This window comes from Parabacteroides sp. B2-S-102 (assembly GCF_023656665.1).
Taxonomy (GTDB): Bacteria; Bacteroidota; Bacteroidia; order Bacteroidales; family Tannerellaceae; genus Parabacteroides; species Parabacteroides distasonis.
The window spans coordinates 55049-75708 of sequence record NZ_JAMOKM010000019.1; the positions used below are offsets into that span (position 1 = coordinate 55049).

At 45.6% G+C, this 20660-nt stretch carries 25 protein-coding genes and 1 riboswitch; of the genes, 5 read left to right on the top strand and 20 right to left on the bottom strand.

The window, feature by feature from the left end; genetic code table 11:
• Positions 1-51: 51 nt before the first annotated feature.
• Positions 52-354 carry a hypothetical protein gene (locus NBH07_RS18515; RefSeq protein ID WP_008659523.1) on the bottom strand — a complete coding sequence of 101 codons (303 nt, stop codon included), beginning with the start codon at positions 352-354 and terminating at the stop codon, positions 52-54.
• Between the two features lie 906 nt (positions 355-1260).
• On the opposite strand from NBH07_RS18515, the gene NBH07_RS18520 reads away from it, so the two are divergent.
• Complete coding sequence (locus NBH07_RS18520) at positions 1261-3120, top strand: FAD-dependent oxidoreductase (RefSeq protein WP_250833574.1); 1860 nt, start codon at positions 1261-1263, stop codon at positions 3118-3120.
• Between the two features lie 105 nt (positions 3121-3225).
• Positions 3226-4269, top strand: coding sequence for a tyrosine-type recombinase/integrase (locus NBH07_RS18525; RefSeq protein WP_008779844.1), 1044 nt, complete (start codon positions 3226-3228; stop codon positions 4267-4269).
• 88 nt (positions 4270-4357) lie between these two features.
• Here the strand turns inward: NBH07_RS18525 and NBH07_RS18530 are convergent, their stop codons facing one another.
• Together NBH07_RS18530 and NBH07_RS18535 are read right to left on the bottom strand one after the other, a co-directional pair.
• On the bottom strand, positions 4358-4522 hold the full coding sequence (locus NBH07_RS18530) for an alpha-crystallin domain-containing protein (protein ID WP_010183089.1): 165 nt from the start codon (positions 4520-4522) through the stop codon (positions 4358-4360).
• A 402-nt stretch (positions 4523-4924) separates the two neighbouring features.
• Entirely contained in the window at positions 4925-5827 is a 903-nt protein-coding gene (locus NBH07_RS18535) for a helix-turn-helix domain-containing protein (protein WP_005857092.1), read from the bottom strand.
• A gap of 241 nt (positions 5828-6068) precedes the next feature.
• Here NBH07_RS18535 and NBH07_RS22680 point away from each other — a divergent pair, with 241 nt between their 5' ends.
• Positions 6069-6212 carry a CocE/NonD family hydrolase C-terminal non-catalytic domain-containing protein gene (locus tag NBH07_RS22680; protein ID WP_083785420.1) on the top strand — a complete coding sequence of 48 codons (144 nt, stop codon included), beginning with the start codon at positions 6069-6071 and terminating at the stop codon, positions 6210-6212.
• A gap of 103 nt (positions 6213-6315) precedes the next feature.
• Here the strand turns inward: NBH07_RS22680 and NBH07_RS18540 are convergent, their stop codons facing one another.
• The 3 genes from NBH07_RS18540 to NBH07_RS18550 are packed head-to-tail and all read right to left on the bottom strand — an operon-like array spanning position 6316 to position 9541.
• Positions 6316-7329, bottom strand: coding sequence for an ABC transporter ATP-binding protein (locus tag NBH07_RS18540; RefSeq protein ID WP_008779842.1), 1014 nt, complete (start codon positions 7327-7329; stop codon positions 6316-6318).
• Between the two features lies 1 nt (position 7330).
• Complete coding sequence (locus tag NBH07_RS18545; protein ID WP_005857096.1) at positions 7331-8368, bottom strand: iron chelate uptake ABC transporter family permease subunit; 1038 nt, start codon at positions 8366-8368, stop codon at positions 7331-7333.
• 9 nt (positions 8369-8377) lie between these two features.
• Positions 8378-9541 carry an ABC transporter substrate-binding protein gene (locus NBH07_RS18550; protein ID WP_005857097.1) on the bottom strand — a complete coding sequence of 388 codons (1164 nt, stop codon included), beginning with the start codon at positions 9539-9541 and terminating at the stop codon, positions 8378-8380.
• 63 nt (positions 9542-9604) lie between these two features.
• Positions 9605-9803, bottom strand: a riboswitch (cobalamin riboswitch).
• A 66-nt stretch (positions 9804-9869) separates the two neighbouring features.
• Between NBH07_RS18550 and NBH07_RS18555 the strand changes: the two genes are divergently transcribed.
• Positions 9870-10574, top strand: coding sequence for a precorrin-2 C(20)-methyltransferase (locus NBH07_RS18555; protein ID WP_008779840.1), 705 nt, complete (start codon positions 9870-9872; stop codon positions 10572-10574).
• Positions 10575-10622: 48 nt separating this feature from the next.
• Here the strand turns inward: NBH07_RS18555 and NBH07_RS18560 are convergent, their stop codons facing one another.
• Positions 10623-11135 (bottom strand): hypothetical protein, encoded by a 513-nt coding sequence (locus NBH07_RS18560; RefSeq protein ID WP_005857102.1) that lies wholly within the window; start codon positions 11133-11135, stop codon positions 10623-10625.
• A gap of 385 nt (positions 11136-11520) precedes the next feature.
• On the opposite strand from NBH07_RS18560, the gene NBH07_RS18565 reads away from it, so the two are divergent.
• Positions 11521-13188: a formate--tetrahydrofolate ligase gene (locus tag NBH07_RS18565; protein WP_005857104.1), complete on the top strand. Its 1668-nt coding sequence runs from the start codon at positions 11521-11523 to the stop codon at positions 13186-13188.
• A gap of 69 nt (positions 13189-13257) precedes the next feature.
• Here the strand turns inward: NBH07_RS18565 and NBH07_RS18570 are convergent, their stop codons facing one another.
• The 13 genes from NBH07_RS18570 to NBH07_RS18625 all read right to left on the bottom strand — a co-directional run bounded on the left by NBH07_RS18570 (position 13258) and on the right by NBH07_RS18625 (position 20248).
• Positions 13258-14178, bottom strand: coding sequence for a T9SS type A sorting domain-containing protein (locus NBH07_RS18570; RefSeq protein WP_005857106.1), 921 nt, complete (start codon positions 14176-14178; stop codon positions 13258-13260).
• Between the two features lie 31 nt (positions 14179-14209).
• Entirely contained in the window at positions 14210-15265 is a 1056-nt protein-coding gene (locus NBH07_RS18575) for a zinc-ribbon domain-containing protein (RefSeq protein ID WP_009017343.1), read from the bottom strand.
• Positions 15266-15291: 26 nt separating this feature from the next.
• Positions 15292-15879, bottom strand: a complete 588-nt coding sequence (locus NBH07_RS18580) for a DUF4870 domain-containing protein (RefSeq protein WP_005857110.1) — start codon at positions 15877-15879, stop codon at positions 15292-15294.
• A 31-nt stretch (positions 15880-15910) separates the two neighbouring features.
• Entirely contained in the window at positions 15911-16213 is a 303-nt protein-coding gene (locus NBH07_RS18585) for a hypothetical protein (RefSeq protein WP_009017342.1), read from the bottom strand.
• 30 nt (positions 16214-16243) lie between these two features.
• Entirely contained in the window at positions 16244-16426 is a 183-nt protein-coding gene (locus NBH07_RS18590; protein ID WP_229045740.1) for a zinc-ribbon domain-containing protein, read from the bottom strand.
• A 33-nt stretch (positions 16427-16459) separates the two neighbouring features.
• Entirely contained in the window at positions 16460-16735 is a 276-nt protein-coding gene (locus tag NBH07_RS22685) for a zinc-ribbon domain-containing protein (RefSeq protein ID WP_080598096.1), read from the bottom strand.
• Positions 16638-16934, bottom strand: a complete 297-nt coding sequence (locus NBH07_RS18595; RefSeq protein ID WP_005857114.1) for a hypothetical protein — start codon at positions 16932-16934, stop codon at positions 16638-16640. Before NBH07_RS18595 ends, NBH07_RS22685 begins: the two co-directional genes overlap by 98 nt.
• Positions 16935-16940: 6 nt before the next feature.
• Positions 16941-17291, bottom strand: a complete 351-nt coding sequence (locus tag NBH07_RS18600) for a hypothetical protein (protein ID WP_005857116.1) — start codon at positions 17289-17291, stop codon at positions 16941-16943.
• Positions 17292-17312: 21 nt separating this feature from the next.
• Positions 17313-17990 carry a TapB family protein gene (locus NBH07_RS18605; RefSeq protein WP_005857118.1) on the bottom strand — a complete coding sequence of 226 codons (678 nt, stop codon included), beginning with the start codon at positions 17988-17990 and terminating at the stop codon, positions 17313-17315.
• A 33-nt stretch (positions 17991-18023) separates the two neighbouring features.
• The gene (locus NBH07_RS18610) at positions 18024-18749 is read right to left on the bottom strand and encodes a DUF4412 domain-containing protein (RefSeq protein ID WP_005857120.1); all 726 of its coding nucleotides are present in this window, start codon (positions 18747-18749) and stop codon (positions 18024-18026) included.
• 20 nt (positions 18750-18769) lie between these two features.
• Positions 18770-19267, bottom strand: coding sequence for a L,D-transpeptidase (locus NBH07_RS18615; protein WP_009275138.1), 498 nt, complete (start codon positions 19265-19267; stop codon positions 18770-18772).
• A 90-nt stretch (positions 19268-19357) separates the two neighbouring features.
• Positions 19358-19843 carry an HU family DNA-binding protein gene (locus NBH07_RS18620; protein WP_005857125.1) on the bottom strand — a complete coding sequence of 162 codons (486 nt, stop codon included), beginning with the start codon at positions 19841-19843 and terminating at the stop codon, positions 19358-19360.
• Between the two features lie 237 nt (positions 19844-20080).
• Complete coding sequence (locus NBH07_RS18625; protein WP_008779838.1) at positions 20081-20248, bottom strand: hypothetical protein; 168 nt, start codon at positions 20246-20248, stop codon at positions 20081-20083.
• Between the last annotated feature and the right edge of the window lie 412 nt (positions 20249-20660).

The following is a 20660-nucleotide window of genomic DNA, read 5'->3' on the forward strand; positions in this document are numbered from 1 at the left end:
AGAATAAGCAAAGTGTAGGATAGACCATAATTTTACTTTATCTTCTTCTACTCATTCAGTTATTAATTTGACCTTCCATTCTCCCTGAGAGAATATTCTAAAGCTCACGTACTCGTCTTCAAATTCATAGGTTAGAATCTTGATATAGACTTTATCTTTGTCCTCCAACGATTCTACCAATTTTTTGATTTCTTCTTCTGGATACACCCAACGAGAGGAAAATTCTGCATCTACACTATCACCATATCGATTGGTAAATTCGCTGAAAGTGTCATCCAAGAAAGCCTCTATTTTGTCGAGGTCTGTTTTATTTTCCGTTCTTGCGTGGAAAATGTTGGTTGCATAATTTGCCATAAATACCAAGTTTTAAGTTTGTTACTTTCCCTCCTGTAGCATTTCACTTACTTTCGGGCTTGATTGAAATTATGTCGCTTCAACAGGTGGCATGGCTATGTATGCAGGGTTTCACTACAAAATACTACCTCTGCGAAGCGGAGCGTGGAGATTTTGTAGTGAACCTTCAGGTTACAACCTTGCATACAATAAAGACATGGCAAATACCTTTGCGACACAATTCCCATCGGGCAGACCGAAAGTTGATATGCGAGCATGTGGGAGTTTGCTCGGTACGGATGTGTGTAAAAGGTGGCTATGAAGTAAAAGAGTATCGCAGCGAAAAGAGAAAAGAGGCAAGAGCTTATCTTCTCTTTTGGCTGTATGGGTAGAATGGGAAAATCACAAAAAGTAACATGAAAATCCAGTTTGGTTTAGTTTGTTAGCCTTATATATGCTAAACTAAATTAAACTAAATATAGGCAGGCATTTTTGGCTGCCTGTACAAAAAAGATTATCTTTGCTACAAGCAATACAACTTCAAGAGATAATAATTTGTATTCTCTTTATGAGCTGCAAATAATTTGTTAGTTAAAGTTAGGAGCAAATTCTTCGAATGATGAGAGCAGATAAAATTGCTCAGAATGCACTCTGAAAGCAAACAAACGAAAAGAAAGAAACAGAGTGCAAATAGAAAAATGAGAAATCACTTTAATTCCTATTTTTGTTCCTTATTTGTTTCTCCATTAAAATTACCTTTCTTATAATATATTGATTATAAAATATTTAAGTGTATATTTTTAAGATGGTTAAGAATATTTACAAATATCTAAGGAATACATCGACTCCCAGCAACATCCGATCCGCATCAAGGAAGAGTCCCCAAGGCCCACTCCCGAGCGTCAAGCCCAACGCCCTTTCGTTCGCTTGGATTGCCTATACGGTTTCGCTTGTAACCCTTGCTCTTTCGCTTGTCCTCAAAAGGCGATCACCAAAAGCTCCACCAGCGTAACGCCCGAGATCAATTACGAAAAATGTACCGGCTGTATGCAATGCGTATCCCATTGTCCGGGGCTGGCTATTTTCGGCTACGATACCCGGAAGCAAAACTTATTCTTACCGGTAGAATACGAGGTGGAAGTAGGTGCCGAGGTGTGGCTCGTCGATGATAACGGGAAGAAACAAGGCGAAGGTATCATTGAGAAAGTATTAAAGATGCCGACAAAAACAAACGTGGCCCGTGTGAAAGCGGCAGGAATGGAAAACGATGCCTTATTGAATATCACAGGATTCATCGTAAAAGAAAACTATCCGGAGGAGATCGACTTCAAGCAAGAACCGGAGTGTGAGTCGGAGACCTATGTTTGCCATTGCGAGGACGTATCTTTGGACGAGCTACTTTCCGCCATTGGGGATCGTAAATATATCTCCGTCGACGAGGTAAAACATATCACCCGCCTAGGAATGGGGCCATGCCGTGGAAAACGCTGCATACCCCGCCTACGCATGAAACTAAGGGAAAAAGGTATCGAACTGGTAGGCGACGCTACCCCCCGTGCTCCCCTATCTACCCGCTTCGTCCTAGGGGAAATGTATCCACAGCGTCAGATAGCGGATACCTATAAAGTAGATTCTGGAAAGCAGGTTCGTAAGACGGAAGTCTTAATCGCCGGCGGAGGTATAGGTGGTAGCGCATTGTTCCGTTATTTTGCGGAAGCCGGTAAAAAGACCGTGCTTATTAATGCGGATCGAGGATCATCATGGCGTAATATCGGTGGTGGTCGTCCAGCGTTCTCGATCCCCGAACTAGCGGAGATCGCCTGTAATAACCAAACGATATTCGAGGAGACACAAAAAGAATACGATATCCATTACCGTGAGATACGCTATATCACGTTCGCCCACAACGAGGCTACCTACAATGATCTGGAACGTTCCTGCGGTTGGTCCAACGCTTATTTGATCGACAAGAAAGACTTCCAGAAAGAGGTGTCCCCCTACTTCAACACGAACCAAAACACCTATTTCGCCGCACAAATCTCCCAGCATTGTTGGCAAGCTACCCCGGGGCGTGTGATAGACTTTATACGAAACAAAGGCAAAGAGCGGCAAGGTGAGGTTTGGGAAGACACACACCTAGTGGAAGTACACAAAAACGGTAGAAAATATCACGTCTTATTATATACGCATGATAAGCGATACATCGAATACGAATGCGATCATTTCGTGAACGCCCTCGGTTATAGCGCCGAGCGTTTCGCCCGCATGCTAGGCCTTTACACCGGCCTCTATCCGGTCAAGCACCAAGCGTTGATTACCCATCGCCTACCGAATCTGGGTAAAAACGGGGATATCCTCGATATGTTGATAGACCGCCGGAAACGTAACGACTTCTCCGCTGTCTACGGTCAGCAATTCGCCGAGACCGGACAGATTATCGCTTGCGCCTCCCCCGCTGTCGACGCTAAAGCGGAGATCAGCAACTTTGATGAGTTGAAGTTTAATACCCGTCGTTTCATGGAGATCATCTCCGAGGTGTTCTGCGATTGGATTCCATCGTTAGCCACAGTACCCGTACAAGCCACATGGTCCGGTTATTATGTAGAGCCTCGCTACATTATCGATCCGGATAACGGACTATTCGTAGGTTTGCAAGGTCACGGCTTCATGCTCGCTCAATACTTGGCTAAACTATACGTAGATAAAGCGTTAGGCCGTACCGTTCCGGATTATATGGAGCGATTGAGGCTCGATGGAGACGGAATTAGTGAGAAAGCTTTCAAATAAACTATAAATAAAACAAAGCCTCCTCTACCACAATTGGTAAGGGGAGGTTTTGATAAAACCAATCTTTTCTATTTTCGTTATTCTATATCCATAAATAGTAATCATATGAATATAGAAACAACAGACAACTCTCCTTTGCTACAGGAATGTATAGAAGAATTGATCAATAGTAAAATCGATGAGGGGAAAGGAAGAACCGCTGGGAATTATCGAAGCGCATGGAATAAATTATCCACCTTTTTAGGTCCGAGGGTAACGGAGTTTACATTTGCAGACTTAACGACCGATTTTCTTCATCACTATCTTTTATGGTTGATGCAAGGGGAAGACGGGAAACAGGCTCCCTTGAAACCGGGTAGTTTGGACTTCTACATTCGTAATCTAAAGACAATGTACAACAAGATCGCCCAAGATAAACAAATGGATGTTCCGAGAGAAAGCCCGTTCTCTGGCCTGCAGATAAAGGTCCCACCCACCCGGAAAAGGGCTTTGCCAAGCCTCGACCTACAAAATCTGGCGACTCTTGAGCGGCCCAAAAACCCACACGCCTGTACGGCCCTTCACTTGACTCTTTTCTTATTTTACGCTAGAGGTATGTGCTTCGTGGATGTCTTTAATCTGCGACACAGCAATATAAACGATGATTATATCCACTACGTACGTAGCAAGACTGGCGTAGCGATGCAAGTAAAGATCACCCCCGAGATAAAGAACATCATATTCTCTTATCGGCGTTTCAATAACCCGTGGATATTCCCTTTCTTACACGAGAAAATCAGCGGAGAGGGAGAAGTCACGGCTCAGTCCGCGCTTCGGAGAGTGAACCGCCACTTAAAGAAAATGGGAGAGCAATTACACTTCGAACAGCCATTCACTACCTATGTGATGCGGCATAGCTGGGCTTCCATGATGCTGGAGGCGAATTCGGAAATCGGCATTATCAGCCAATCCTTAGGACATATGTCCCTACGGACTACCGAGATCTATCTTGGCCGGATATCAGTATCTAAAATAGACAGGGCCTCCGATAATATGTTGAACAATTTGGTTCGCAGCTCTTCCACCCGACAAAGAAGTAAAAATAAGGTGATGGCTTTAAGAGACAATCGGCAAGAAATGCAAGAAGCTCATTTCCTCGATTGCCTCTAAGTTATTCTCATTTATTTAAGATAGTTCATGCAGGAATGCCAAAGGGTAGATTCGTCAAGGCATTCCTGCACAGCCCTTAGAATGGATACTATTTCTCTTCACCAAAATTAACGGTATTCTCGACATTGTCCACATCATCAAAGACAGCCACGTTGCCGTTTGTTATCGTTACACGGAGGTCGGCACTATTAGGGCCGGCGATATTCACCGTCAGCTTATAATGATAATCTTGATAGATATTGTAATCGGTCACCAAGTCACCCCAAGATAGAATTTATACTATTTATCCGTCATTCTGAGAGTTGTCTCTTTCTGCGTAAGAAAGAGACATTTTTTTTTCTCCATACTTCTTTATTCTCAATCACTTCTGTTTTTCGATTCATTTTACATTATCGTTTATTTTACCGTTTGTCTCTTTACATCTCACTACTCATTTAACATTTAGGACTTACTGTCCGAAACGGCACGCACGAGGTAGCACGATTCCCGACGGGGGAACCGTGTAAAGATCCATACATGCAAACTTCATATTGTTACATGACGTTGAATTGATAAGGACTAGGAAATACGAAGGCGCAGACATCTTGCCGTTATGTCCGTGCCTTTATGATTGACTAAACCGTGATCGCAATATTACGATCCGTGGTTTAAATGTCTAATTGTTTCGATTTTGTCTATATTCATTAGGTGTAACCCCAACCATTTTCTTGAACCAACGGCTGAAATGTTGCGGATATGGAAATCCCAATTCGTAGGATATCTCGCTGATGGATTTGGTGACATCGAATACACGCTCTTTCGCTATATCGAGCATCTTCTGCTGGATATGTTTCAACGCAGAAACACCGGTTTCCTTTTTCAGAAGGTCGCTTAGATAGTTAGCCGACAGGCAAAGCTTGTCGGCACAATACTGCACGGTGGGCGTACCTTTACTTATGGGAAGATTGGACGCAAGATAATCATCCAGCGTTTGCTCAAATCGGGCTAAGATGTCAAGATTCACATTCTCCCGCGTTTCGAATTGACGGTCATAGAACCGCTCACAATAATCAAGTAGGAGTTTTATATTGTCTGTAATCAGTGATTTCGTATGCTTGTCTATGGGATGGAGCAATTCTTCTCTGATTTTGCACATGCAGTCAATAATGGTTCGCCTTTCCTGTTCAGACAAGTGGAGTGCTTCATTGGCGGAATAGGAGAAGAAACTATAGTTTTTGATGAATTGGGCTAACGGAGTGTTACGTACCAGTTCGGGATGAAAAGCGAGCAGCCATCCACCGGGTTGATGCAACTGACCGTCATCGTCAGACCCCATGACCTGCCCCGGAGCGAGAAAAAGCATCGTGCCTTGCTGATAGTCATAGATGCTACGACCATATTTGAGAGTACCACAGTCCGGGTCTTTCATCAAGATAGCATACAAATTATAGAGTTTCGGACAGAAGTGTACCGGATTAGCCTCTCGCGCATCGATGACCGTAACCAGCGGATGCAACGTTTCCATACCGAAATAATCGTTGTATTGCTGCACAGTGTCTATTCTCTTTATCTCATTCATCTTCAATTGTATTTGGCTTCGATTGCAAAGATAACCTTTTCTTTCATACGTTTCTCACCGTCCGATGAAATTGGTTATTATATCTGTGGAATTGATACAGTCTACACCCCAAATAACCGCTATTTTTGTAACTGAAAACTTTTAAATAATAATTATATGGGAACAAGAAAAATTATCTGTATGGGAAGCTTATTCTTCTTGTCTGTAGCCATTCCCTACGAAAGGCAGACAAGTATTAGGGGTGGCTGTTCCCGGACCATTTGATCAAACTGAAATTGAAAAGCGAGAAGATGTGTTGGTATATACAACACCTGTACTCCACACAGCCGTAGAAGTGACAGGAATGGTGGAATTAAAGTTGTATGTATCTTTCAAGCAATTATAGGAAAGCCGACGAAGCTAGCTTACTTTAAAACAATGGATTTGAATGGAAAAAATTCATAACTATGAATGAAGAAAAACATAGTTATGAATTGAAAATTTCATAGTTATGATTTTTCAGTATCAAAATAGGCAAGTAATTCTTCTATCGTTTGGGTGATATAGGTACCGCCGGAAGTCTCATGGATGATAAAGTGGGTGGTCTTTAAATCGCCAGTCTCAATCCAGATATTCGATTCCACTTCCCGATTCGCCAAAATTCCGTTTCGCTGGAGCGCTTTACGCACCATAGCGTATTTCTGGCCATGTCCAACGAGGCGGATCTGTCGGGAGAATTGATTATCTATACGGAATAATCCGGTATCCTTATCGAAAACAATCCCTTTCCGGGCGAAGAAATTGCTTAAATGACCACTCAATGCCAAATCCTCGGGGGTACCGGTAGAGATACCATTTGCTTTGTCCATTAACCAGATCTTATCCGATATCTGGAGAGCCAGCTCCAAATCGTGAGTGGACATAAATATCGTCTTATTCGTTTTCCGGGTTAGATGATGGAGTAATTGCATAATCTCTACCTTGCTGGGAAAATCAAGGAATGCGGTAGGTTCATCCAAGTAAATAACCGGAGTCTCCTGAGCGAGCGCCTTAGCGATCATCACTTTCTGGCGTTCTCCATCCGATAAGGTATGGACCATGCGGGATGCTAGTTCCTCAATGCGGACAAGGGCGATGGATTCTTCCACGATCCGCTTATCATCCTTGCTCAACTTGCCCCAGAAGCCGGTATACGGGCTACGTCCCATCCCGACCAATTCCCGTACCAACATATTCCTGATCTCACATTTATCGGTCAGCACGACACCGATCGTGGTGCTCAATTCCTTATCGGAATAAGCATCTATATCTTTTCCTAGGACCAATATTTCCCCATCTAATTTAGGTTGGAAAGCCGATAACGTGCGCAATAAAGTAGACTTCCCCACCCCGTTAGCACCCAGCAAACAGGTTAATTCACCACTATAGATCGTAGAGTGTATACCTTTAGCTACCAGCTTTGTACTACTCTTAGAATGGTAACCGATCGAAAGTCCGTTAATATGAATCGTATCTTGTTTCATCTTACTCGTTCAATTCATTCTTACGTTTTCTAAATAATACTGAGGCCACTACTGGAGCACCTACTAAAGCGGTTACCGAGTTGACAGGTAACGCTCCCTCGAACCCCGGCATACGGGCGATCAAATTACAGATCAACGCCAACGCCGCACCGGCGAATAAGACCGCAGGCATTAAAATCCGATGGTCGGAAGTTTGAAATATGGCCCGGCATAAATGCGGAACGGCTAGCCCCAAGAAGATAATAGGTCCGCAATAAGCAGTGACAATCGCCGTAAGGACCCCAGCCGAGGTGATAACCAACAAACGGGCCCGCTTGATATTAAGTCCCAAATTGCGTGCGTAGCTATCCCCAAGAAGCATCAAGTTCATGGTCTTGATAAGCAGGAACGAGAGAGGGATCAAGATTGTCATAAGAATCACGAACAACGTCATCTGATTACCGGAAACACGGGCGAAACTACCCAATCCCCAAATCACGTATGCACGGATATCCTCCTCGACGCTAAAGAATTTAAGTACACCGATCACGGCGTTTGCCACGTAACCGATCATCACACCGATAATCAACAACGTGACATTTCCTTTTACCTTTTGGGAAACATACACGATCAGCGCCATCACGGATAAGGAACCGATCACGGCCGCTATCGATAAGGCGATCTCCCCCATAAAACCAAGTTTACTCAAGGCAACGCCCCCTAAACTACCGCTTAACAACACCACGAAAGCGACACCCATGCTCGCTCCCGAACTGATACCTAAGACCGAAGGTCCGGCCAATGGATTACGGAAAACGGTTTGCATCTGTAAGCCGCTGATGGATAAGCCAGCTCCCGCTACCAACGCTGTCAATGCCTGTGGTAGTCGGGATTTCCAGATAATATTCTGCCATGTAATAGGCTCATTTCCTAAATTCCAGATAATATGCCAAACCGATTGAAGAGGAATAGAGACTGACCCCAACACCAAATTCAAAAAGATTAGAACAAAAATAGCCGTGACAATCGCCAGCATCCATAGGGTATTTGAATGTCTCATCAGTGTTCCTTATTTAAGTCGAGAATAATAGACCGACTCATGATCCGGTAATAAATCCGGATGAAAGATATGAAGCAAATCCGCTAGGACGATCTCCGGTTCTGTCGGCATACTCTCATAAAACGGCGTGTTCTTCATATTACAATAGATAATTCCTTTCTCCCGGAACGCACGGAAATCCTCATAACGAGGATCTTGCTCTTTCAATGCCTCATAGCTGAACGTTCCCGGGAAACTATTCACGATACGCCAATAATCAGCGTCGTCCGCTTGGTTATAGACCGTCTCGAAGTCTAATGTAACACCACCGGATCGCTCATCATCTTTCAAGAAATAATCAGCGCCGGCATCCTTGAAAAGTTGCGCTAAGAAGCTCTTTCCTCCTACGGCATACCAGTTTCCACCCCGTAACTCGCCACTAAAAACGATCGGACGTTTTTTAACCTTACCATCCGCCGTAAGTTCCTTTAATTCATTATACCTCTTCTCGATGGTGGCGAAACGCTCATTGCCATCTTTCTCTATCCCCAACAGCAAGCCTACGAACTTGATCCACTCGGCCTGTCCCAATGGCGTAGTCTCCTTATAACCCAAATGGGGAATCAAGGGAATACCCACGTCTTTCAGCGTCTCATAGCCTCCCCGCTTGAATGGCGATACAAGGATCAAATCAGGATTCATGCTCATGATAACCTCGTTATCGAAATTCCCCTCGATACCGATCTTAGCGGTTTTACCTTCTTTCAGGCGTTCGTTCATCTCTTTATTGAACAAATGCCGTGTACTGGTAATCCCAACGACCCTATCCAAGGCACCCAATTTAATAAAGTTCGATAATTGCAGGGAAGTCATACAGATAACGCTTCGGATAGGAAGCTCTATCACCGTATAATCAGCGGGAATCCCCGTGGGTTTCGCACCTCTTTTCACGAACGCATAATGAAACGTGGTGCTTTCCTCATTTTGAGGATCTTGGATATCAGCCAAGAGATATTGATCCGCATAGGTAAGCTTGAATCCTTGGGCGTATAAAGGCTTAACCTGCTCTTGCGAGAACGCAGATTGCTCTACGGAAGCCGTCTTCCCTATTTCTCCTTTTTCACGGATACCTGAAGTACATGATAAAGTCAATACCGATAAAAGCAAGCATCCACCCGCTATAAACTTATTCATAATCCTTGTTTAATTGACAGTTGATCATTGACAGTTACTCTCGTCCTGCTCCACGGGACAGCAACATTTATTTATGAACCGGCAGGTCTTCTGACTTACTTCCATTCAGGACGCCTTCCCGATTACAAAACCAGTGGCCAAGGTATTGTCCGAATGTTTAAAAGTTCACAGCAGCGTGGTCTGTCCGGGATTCTCACCCGGTTCCCTTTTAATCCGCCTCCCGGAAAAAGAGATAAGCGGAGCCTGTTACAGTGACAAAAGTAGTAAGAATATTTGTATACATCCACAATTTTAAGGACTTTTGCGTTTCAAATAAAAACAGATACACATGAATCATCCTATTCACTTCGTCTCATTAGGTCCCGGTGATCCGGAATTAATTACGCTGAAAGGGCTTAAAACATTACAAAAGGCTGATATTATCTATTGTCCTGCTACACAAGGCAAGCATGGAATCATATCTCGGGCGACGGATATATTGAAAGCTATTGAGGTAGACGAATCCTTGATCCATCCGTTTATTTTGCCAATGAGTAAGGAACGGACAGATGCGTTAAACGCTTATAACAAATTGTTTCTGGATGCCCAAGCTGAATATTTGAAAGGGAAACAAATCGTGATCGTCGCCGAGGGAGACGCTGGTTTTTATTCATCTATACAATATGTATACGATAAATTCGAGGAAACAGGAATCCCGGTAGATCGAATCGCAGGAATTCCGGCATTTATAGCGGCAGGTGCCTTGGCCGGGATACATATCGTAAAACAAGAGGAGCAAATTAACGTAATCCCCGGGACTGCGTCGTTCGATGAACTTTCGGCAAAAATAGAAAATGGAATGATCATCGTCATCATGAAATTACCGGGTTGCCAAGAGGCTATTCATACTTGTATCCGGCAGTATGCGGATAAGGCGGTTTTTCATTATTTCGAGAATGTAGGAACAAGAAAAGAATATTATACTACTGATATCGCCACTATACATTCCAAGGATTTCCCCTATTTCTCCCTACTGATTATCCAACCTCGCTAAAAGAAGAAGGCTGCCCGGAGAGTAACCAAACCCGGACAGCCCATCTTATTACGCTACATGCAATATATGCTTAAGCTGATCGATATGGAAACGAAGTGTATCCATATAAGGTTTCACTGAATTATGGTACATGACCGCTTTTGCGTGCATATCTTCCAACTCGCTTACTTTACGGTTCGCCTCACGCATTTTACAAGCGTTGTAGCGAATACCCGATACATGTCCTTTGATATCCTCGATCGCTTGGTTTCCCCGGTTGAAGATAGACTCTGCTTCTTCCGGAGCGTATACCGTATAGGCTTGGGCAACGTCATCCAGTAACGCCTGTTGATAAGAGCCGGCTATCGGGAGCAATTGATGGATCGCATGATGACATAAAGAATGAACCTCGTTTTGAAGCTTCTTCAATTCTACTTCCCACTTTGATTCACATACTTCATCCAATTGTTTGACTTCCGCTACGACACGACCGCTAAACAATTCCACTACCATCTTTTCCCATGCTTCTGCTACCCACGATTTAGTAGCAAATGTAACCTGACTAAATCTTACTGTTGACATAACCTTAAATTTACATATTATATTGCTAATGTTATTAGTCTCTTATCTGTTTCAATTTATCACACTCTTAGGTTTCTTTTTATCGTTGTGACATCACAAAATTAATCAAATTATTACAGATGAATAATTTTAAAGACTATTTTATAATTCTTTAAAAGTACAACAAGCAAAACGTATGATTTTTGCAAAGCTCACTTTACAAAAAGTTTAATTTCAAGCCTGACAGCTATCACAAAAAGCAAGATCCTCGCCATCTTCGCACAAAAATATCAAAATAACACAATCTTATTATTCCATAAAGGGGGAAAACCTTGTTCCGTATCATTTTGTTATTATAATAAATTAGATTTACTTTGTTCAAACTATATAAACTTACATAAAGCACATGAAATCGGACATTGAGATAGCAAGAGAAACAGACTTGCGTAAAATTAAGGAAGTTGCGACAACGTTAGGTATCCCTCGTGAGGAAGTACAAAATTATGGCAGGTATATTGCCAAGGTTCCTATCCATTTGATCGATAAAAAGCAAATGGACCAGCATAATTTAATTTTAGTGACCGCTATCACTCCCACTAAAGCGGGAATCGGAAAGACTACGGTTTCGATCGGTCTGGCTTTAGGGCTGAATAAAATAGGGAAGAAAGCGGTGGTCGCTTTACGTGAGCCGTCTCTTGGCCCGTGTTTCGGCATGAAAGGTGGTGCTGCCGGAGGTGGATATGCCCAAGTGCTTCCCATGGAAAACATCAACTTGCATTTTACAGGGGATTTTCATGCGGTTACTTCCGCCCACAATATGATTACCGCTTTATTGGATAACTATATTTATCAGACCCGCAACACCTGCGAGGGATTGAAGGAGATCAAATGGAAACGGGTTCTTGACGTAAACGACCGTAGCTTACGTAACATCGTATCGGGTCTAGGCGGCTCGGCGAACGGTGTCCCTACCGAGACCGGATTTGACATCACTCCCGCTTCAGAGATCATGGCGATCCTTTGCTTGGCTACGGATATAGAGGATTTGAAACGACGTGTCGGAAATATTTTATTGGGTTATACAAACGAAGATAAGCCTTTCACGGTAAATGATCTTGGCATAGCCGGAGCTATTACCGTATTGCTAAAAGACGCATTACTGCCGAACCTTGTACAAACAACGGAGAATACTCCCGCATTTGTACATGGAGGTCCTTTCGCTAATATCGCCCATGGATGTAATTCCATATCGGCCACCCAAATGGCTCTTACTTATGGAGATTATGTGATTACGGAGGCTGGTTTCGGCGCTGATCTGGGCGCGGAGAAATTCTTTAATATCAAATGTAGAAAAGCGGGGCTTTCACCGAAACTGACAGTCATCGTAGCGACTGCCCAGAGCTTGAAACTTCATGGTGGCGTTCCGGAGAAAGAAATCAAGGAACCGAATATCGAAGGATTAAAGAACGGATTCGCTAACTTAGATAAACACATTGAGAATATGAAGAGCTTCGGCCAGCAAGTAATCGTTACTTTCAACCGTTTCGCTACCGATACGGACGAGGAGATTGCGTTAGTGGCTGAGCATTGCGAGGAGAAAGGGGTTGGATTCGCCATGAATAACGTTTTCGCCGAAGGCGGTGAAGGGGGTACGGAGCTTGCCCGCTTAGTGGTTGATACGATCGAAAATCATCCTTCCGCTCCTTTACAATATACATATGATCTGAATGATCCGATCCGTACGAAGGTACAAAAAGTGGCCCAGAAGATATACGGAGCTTCTTCGATTGTTTATACGACTTTGGCCGATAAAAAATTGCGTCAGATCGAAAGCTTGGGTATTTCCCATTATCCGATCTGTATCGCCAAGACTCAATATTCATTCTCTTCCGATCCGAAAGCTTATGGGGTCGCCAAAGATTTCGAACTAAAAGTACGAGATGTAATCATCAATAACGGAGCCGAGATGATCGTTGTCGTCATGGGCGAGATCATGCGTATGCCGGGACTCCCGAAAGAGCCGCAAGCCCGAAAGATCGATATCGTGGATGGCATGATTGAGGGATTGAGTTAATAGACAGTAAAACGATTCAAATAAAAAAGGTGCGCCTCACACATTCAGTAAGGCGCACCTTACTTTTGCTTATTTATGAATAAACTTTATAGAACCTCTAGCTGTATTTAGCAAATAGATTCCTGCTGGCAAGCGAGAGATGTCAATACGATTCGACTTACTCTCTGCCATTTTCCCTCCAGTTATCGCATAAATAGAAATCCCGCTTTCCGTTCCTTGTACTTCCAACACATCTCCATAAATATGAAGTTTCAGTTCGTTCTCCTCTACTACAGGAGCGATAGAGGTTGTTCCATTGAAATAGTCATGTGTCTTTCCTGAATATTCCCAGCTTGTCTCAGCGGGGAAATACATTTTCTGATAATTTTTCGAAATCATCGGGTTTCCCGCGTCCACGATCTCCGTCTTGCTTTCTGACATAAGCATCCAACTACCACCGAAATCAATGGAAGACGAGGTTTTCGTGACATTCTTATCGTAAGACCACTCCATTTTCATCTTGAACGTCTCTCCCTCAGCCGTACCTGTCATGAGTATCGAGACCGGATATTTATCTTTGTTGAAAGTGGCTTCTATATCCACTTTCGCCTCGGCTTTCCATGCGCCTCCCTCAAAGCTGGAGGAAGTGACGGAGAACTTCTCATAGCCATTTCCGGTATAAGTGTATTCTGTTTTCTCGCCTGCCACGTCGGCTGCCGAATAAGAGATAGCGACCAAAGTGCGTCCTTGGTTATCATTCTCCATCACGGTCTTGCCATCATATACCCAATCAGACGAACTTGAGTTCCATTTATAACTGTCTATACGAACCACGCTTTTATTACCATCGCATATATAAACATCTTTCTGTTCCTGCGCATCGTTCTTGTCATAGGTAATACTATAGTCCGGACATCTTCCAAACAAATACCCCGGAAGAGAGAATGATTGCGCCATCAATGAAGAAATACCTACTAAACAGGCTACCAATGTAAATAATACTCGTTTCATATTCTTGATTTTTTACGATTAAACTTAAAAACTATAACCTTTCTCCGCAATTCCCGCAAAATGTAGCGGTCGGAGCTAATTGCATTCCGCATTGAGGGCAAAAGCGGCTTTCCGGCGTTGAGACCTGTCCCGGTATCTGCGGTCGCAAAGGATCTTGTGCTGCGGAAGTAGCGGTGGGATTCGGTTGCGGCATCTCGTTACCTTTCTTGAAAAGCTCCTTGAACTTACCGGACAAGCCGCTCAACTTACCATACAGATCGAAAGTAACTTGCGTGGCGGGAGCTACTTGCATATAGCTGCTCATCATTTTCACCAAGATCCAGCTATCAATAAAGGCAGACTTTACTGTATAGGCGAACAACAATGAAATAATGAAAGCCATGAAACCGCTCCAGCCGAACAAGCGGAACAATCCACCGAAGAGGATAAACGCAATCAACGTAACCACCACGAACGATAAGATGACCATCCCCGTTGTCTTCGCCGCATCCTTGAGCAACGTCTTCCAGTTCTGAAAATAGATAATGACACCATCTGCCGCCGATTTATAAGGGTTTTGAGCCGGATGGTAAAAGGTGTAACCTAAGCAGCACTCGTCCACATACCCCAACGAGATATCGAGAAACATGTTGGTGAGGCTCTTTATCCCGTCAGCTCCGGGGAGCGCCCCGAGCAAACTGTCCGTAACACGTCCCAATGTACGTTGTAACTGTTTAATGGAACCCGCCACAAGTTTATCCAAGGCAAAATACACGTTGGATGTACCGAAACGTTCCTTTACCATCGTCTTTCCCATCTCGAAGGGTTTGGCAGGTACATAGCCGGTTTGATACGCCATCGCGATCACGGCCACATGCCCGGCTTTTACGAGATAACCGATGTAGTGATTCAAGAAGAAATTCACTACCCCTATAAGTCCCAACCAGATGAAAAACATGATCGCTACCACTCCGTCGCTATTGAACAGGACCGATATGCCCATCAAGATAGCGAAGAGCAGCACGGCTATCAATATATTCAGCAATCCTAATCCTAGTTTTATCCAACCGAATTGCAGGGTCTTGAAGAAAATCTCTTTTGCTGTCATAAAGTATACATTTATGGGTTATTATGCTATTTCAACAGACGGTATTTACCGATGATAGGTAATTCCTTAGCTCGCCCGTTCAGCGCGTTAATGATACCGATGACTGCCAGTACCGTAAACACGATGTAAACGAGGTTCAATACCGTACCGCAAAGAGAGTAGATGCTCCATAAGCCCAATCCCCTCCATAGGATCGCCCGCAAGAGGGCGGTCAGAACGGAGTCCGCTATGATCCAGCCAAACATGGCGATGCATAAAAGCAAGCCTTGGTTGGCATGGAACCGGGCGAATTTCGAGTCCTTGGCCGCAAGGATCGGGATCAATACCAGAATCCCGAAATAAGCAAGGATAGCCATTACCTTATTTTGCTCTACATCGGCTTTATCGAACTGGTCGGTCAGGTCCGCGGTCTTGTTCATACCACTTAATTTGTCGCTCAAGGCATCGGCCGTGGCGGTAGCCTTAGCCATTGATTCCGCATCGGTCGGTTGTACCGGCGGAGGTGTCTGTTGCCTGTTCGGTTCGGCGGCAACTATTTGCATAGGTGATCCGCAGGCCGGGCAAAATCTCACGCCTTCATTCACTTGTTGTCCACATTTTCCACAGAATGCCATAATTTGTTTCCTCCTAATTTTAGTATTGTTATTATTTGAGTAGATCTCCGAAAGCTTCCATCAAGCTGTCTATCTCGCTACCGAACAGCATCCGTACGGCGAAGAACATCAGCAACGACAAGACCGAACCGATTATCATCATGATCAGCATCGCACGGGCGAAGTTCGCCTTGTTCACCTTCTGGCAGCCTCCGCAGGCCCAGATAATGAGTAGGATGAGATTGATCAACGGAAGAAGCATCAACAGGAAGATACCGATATACCCACCCGTCGTGATCGGTTCATACTTGCTTCCCGGGGGAAGCGGAGCGTTCGGATCGCCCGCCGGAGCCACGTATCCCGGTTGAGGTTGTGCGTAAGCCGGTTACGATGGCGGGGTATAAGCCTGCTGCGGTAGTGGCTGAGGCGCAGGTTGCGGCTGCACATAGGTTTGCTGGGGCGGTGGCGGGGCTTGCGGTTGTGCCTGTACCGACATCGGCGTACCACATGAGGTACAGAATTTTATGCCATCCGGGACATTTGTCCCGCAGTTTGTACAAAAAGCCATGATTTCTCCTTTCTTTAAAGTAACTGTTATACATCATTCCATTTTTGTTCCGCAACCGCTGCAGAAACGATGCCCGGCGATAACTTCCGTGCCGCAGTTCGGGCAGAAACGTTTCGCCGCAGGCGCTTGTTGCACGGGTTGCGTCAAACGGGTTCCACACTCTTGGCAAAAGTTGGTTCCCTCCGGATTATAGGCCCCGCAATTGGGGCAGCTATGCTCCTGCTCCTCGGCTTCCCGGCGGGCACGTTCCTCGGCCTCGGCACGTTCGAGGGCGGCTTTCCGCCGCCTGCTTGTTGGCTGCGAGTAAATCTAGCTCTGCCCTTATCTCCGGATAGTTCTCGCCGCCATCCGTCTCATATACTTGCCGTCCGAGACGGGCATAGATCTTTCCCTCCCTTTCCGAGAACTCTTTCATCTCGGTCTGGGCATTGAATATCTTCACGTCGGGATCATCCTGCAGCATGAATCCGGACAAGCCTTTTACGATTCCTGTTAAAATATCTCCCATACCACCTTACTCTTTCTTAGTTCCTTTCGCCTTATCCGAGAAATCTCCCATATCCAGATTCTTTATCCCGACCTTCGTGGCCAGCGCCGTCAGTTTCGTCACCTTGGCGATTATCTTGATCTTGGTGACACCTCCCACCTCGTTGTCTTCTATCGTTTTGTTCAATACGCTAACGGGTTCCTCCAAGTCTTTCATGATGGCATCCATCTCGTCCTTGGTCATCTTATCTCCTTTTTTCTCCAGCTTTTCAATGGCATCATCCAGTTTTGCCAAGGCTTTATCTACCGGCGAACCTCCGCATGCCGTCATAAGCACGAGGCTTATGATGAACATGAATGTAAATAATGTCTGTTTCATGATACGTATGTTTTTAATGGTTTACAATCCTTCTATTGAAACTAGCTCTTGGCTTGTCATCAGTTTTCCCTTCTTGTTATACATGTTTGTCTTCACAGGGCCAATGCCGTGGCCATACCAGATCTTCTGGATAGCGGTCTGCTTGATACCGATCACTTTCGATACGGTAGTGTTCTCAATCACGACGCAGTCGATACTCGTCCCGTTCACGTCGAGGGTTTCCTCGGCCACGGCCTTCACGCCCGTCACCTCCGTATTGGTCTTGATGCCGGCCAAGTTCAAGGTGATGGTATAGTCGCCGAAGGTATCGCCTACCTTGACATTGGAGGGAAGTTGGAAGGGTGTTCCGGTCACGGTTACTTGCATGCCCTCCATGATCTGTCCTACCAACGACTTGGGATCGTAGGTCACCGTGCCATTCTTCACCTCGAATGTCTGTGTCATCGGTTGCTTGAGCACCGGGTTCTTTTTATTGTCCATCACCATCATCGAGTAGGTAACGGTGCAGTTGTCCGCGTCTCCCGTCACCTTTGTAGCGGTAGTCTCCGTGTAACTGTTGATCTTTCCTTTCTTGTCCTTGTCGGCGTAAGTCAGTTTCACGCCTTCCTTATGTAGGAAGAAAGGTTCTTGCGCGCTCATTCCCAATACCGTCAGCAAGGAAACGGCGATCATAACTAGAAATCTAATGTTCGTTTTCATAATCGTTGTTATTTTAAAGTGAATAATTTTTCTCTATTTCTTCTTCTGTCCGCCCAGCATCTCGAGCAAGGCCTTCATCCGTTCCTCGTCGCTCTTGCTCTTGTCGTTGACCTCTTTCAGTTGCTCCTTGATCTGCTCATTGGATTTTTGGATGGCATCGCGTGTCTCGTCCACTTTTTGGGTGTTCTCCTCGCACGATTTCCCCGTCATCATCTCCAGCAGGCCGCCGGCAGGCATCACAGTCATTTGATACCCTTCGGGCACTTGGAAGAGGTGCGCCGGTTGCGGCCCCATCTTGACGCGGCGAAGCACGATGGTCCTGTCCATCACATACACCGTATTGTCGTGGGCGATGCAGCCGTTGTAGTTCGATACCTTCATGGGCGAGTAAATCCATTCGTGATAGCCGGCGCCATCCTTGCCGCCATCCTTGTAGATCGATTCGCTCTTGACATAGTAGTGGGCACACTCCTTACCGTCTATCTCCTCCATGCCCAAAAACTCTCGGGAGGTAGAGTGAGACACTTCCCAGTCGTAACCCACCAGCTTATTGGTGGATAACTTGTCGATCTCCTCCATCACCATGCAGGTCTTCCGGGCCTCGTTCATCACGTAGGCTTTCTTTTCCTTCATATCGAAGATCATGATGGTCTTTTCGCCACTCCCTTTCCGGCACCACTCACCATAGAAAGAAATTTGCGCCTGCGCCGCCGTCGTTACGTACAGCGCGCATATCAATAATAAGATTAACCTTTTCATGTCCATTCCTTTTAGTGTTGTTAGTAATCATCGTCCCGGGCTAGCTTGGAAAGCGAGCCGCGTTCTCTCCCTTTGTCGGGCAGGATATCCACCCTTGTATCTACGTCCACCAGCCGGGAGAAGGCTTTCAGGTCCTCATTGCTGAGGCGTATGCAGCCCATCGTTATCCGTCCGGGTATCACTTGGGGGTTGGCGGTCCCGTGTATGCCGATGCCCGTGAAGCCGGGTGTTTTCAAGCGGAAGAAGCGGGGGCCGTATATCTCGCCGGGAGTTTCTTGCCTCGTCGAGTCTCGCGGCCAAAGGGAGGTATCTTCCACGGACTCTATCACGAAATGCCCTTCCGGTGTCCGGAAATCCCATTCCTGCTGCTTGTCGCCGTAATTGCGTCCGCAAGCGATGGGAAAAACGGCGAGCGTATCGCCTTGCGGACAAAGAACGGTTATCCGCATATCCTGTTTGGATACTATCACCCGGTTCGTGCCGTCCGCTTTTTCTTCCTGCGCCCGTAGCGTCGCCATCGGCACTCAGAGGAGTGCCAATAGCAACAACACGATCCGGCGTATATGGCAAGAGAAAATGTTCATCCTGTTCCTGTTTTAATGGTTACCTTAAATCTCACCCGGGCTTTCCGAGTCTCCGCCGCCCTCCGGGACACCTTTGGCCAAACGGTAATCGGCTATAGAAGCGTAGCTGATGTCGTCCTCCAGTACGCCGCCGTCCTCGAACGTAAGGCCGCTGAGCACGCTCTCCCGCAATTCTTTCGAGGGAGTGAATACGATCCGGACGTTCTTGATCATGCTGTTCGCCCGGAAACTGTTAATATCTTCCACGCCATCGCTCTTGAAGGTGAGGCGAAAAGTACCCAAGCCCGGTATCTTCACCGTGTGTCCCTGCTGGAGTTGTTGGGGCACGAACTTGGCCAGAAGCTCCAGCGAGGCCTCCATCTCGATGGGAGCAGTAGTGGTGTTGGCGGTGGCGGCGCACGTCATCGCCTTGCCCGAGAGCGGGGTCTCGCTTTTGGGGGTCGCGTACCATTTGCCAGGTTCCTGTCTTTTCTGCGGATTCACTTTCTTAATTAACTTGTACTTTGCCATCTTGTTTTGTTTTAAATTGTTGATAATGTGATAATTGTTATTTCTCTCTATTCTCGTTGCCGGTCTTGCAGGCGTGAGGCTCTAGGTGTCGCACGTGTGAGGCAGCTGATGTCATACGTGTGACACCGTTAACGTCGCACGATGGTCTTGCTCGTCGATGACTCCCCAGCGTTCCCCTCTGGCCACCGTCGCCCGATTCGCCTTGCATTTGTGCGGGTGTTTGCTTCGTCTCGGTGTTTAATTGATTCTCCATAAGCGTATTATACTCTTCCCAGAGGATATTGAACCGCTCTTCTCAACGACGGGCATCCGCACGAGCTTCACCTGCGCCCACGATACCTCCGTCGCCCAAAGAAGGCAGAGGGCGATGGAGGGAAGGAATCCATATTTACCGTAATTGGCCATAGTCATTCTTTTTATCGTTCGTTTCTTTAATTCTTGTCACTTCATAAGGGGAAGCCGGTGTCGGGAATCGGATTCCCCGGAAGCCAGAGGGAAGGAATCCCTGCGCTTCCGGAGTCTCCGACGGGTCTACCAGAATCTATCCCCGTTTGTGTCTTGCTTTCACATAGTGCTGGAACGATTTGAAGGGAGGGAAATAAAAATCATTCCAGCATGTCAGAGAGCTATCTTGTAATAAAAGACCGCTATCTCGGAATAAGCGTAACGCTTCGTTCCGGGAGTCGGTATGAAAGTAAGCATTCGATAAACTCCCCCTTTCATTCTAAAAATGTGATATTACTTTTGTAATCAAAGTAAAAAAGCTCAATTGTTATGTCACATCAATGGACCATGGAAGATTTTGAATCTATTTATT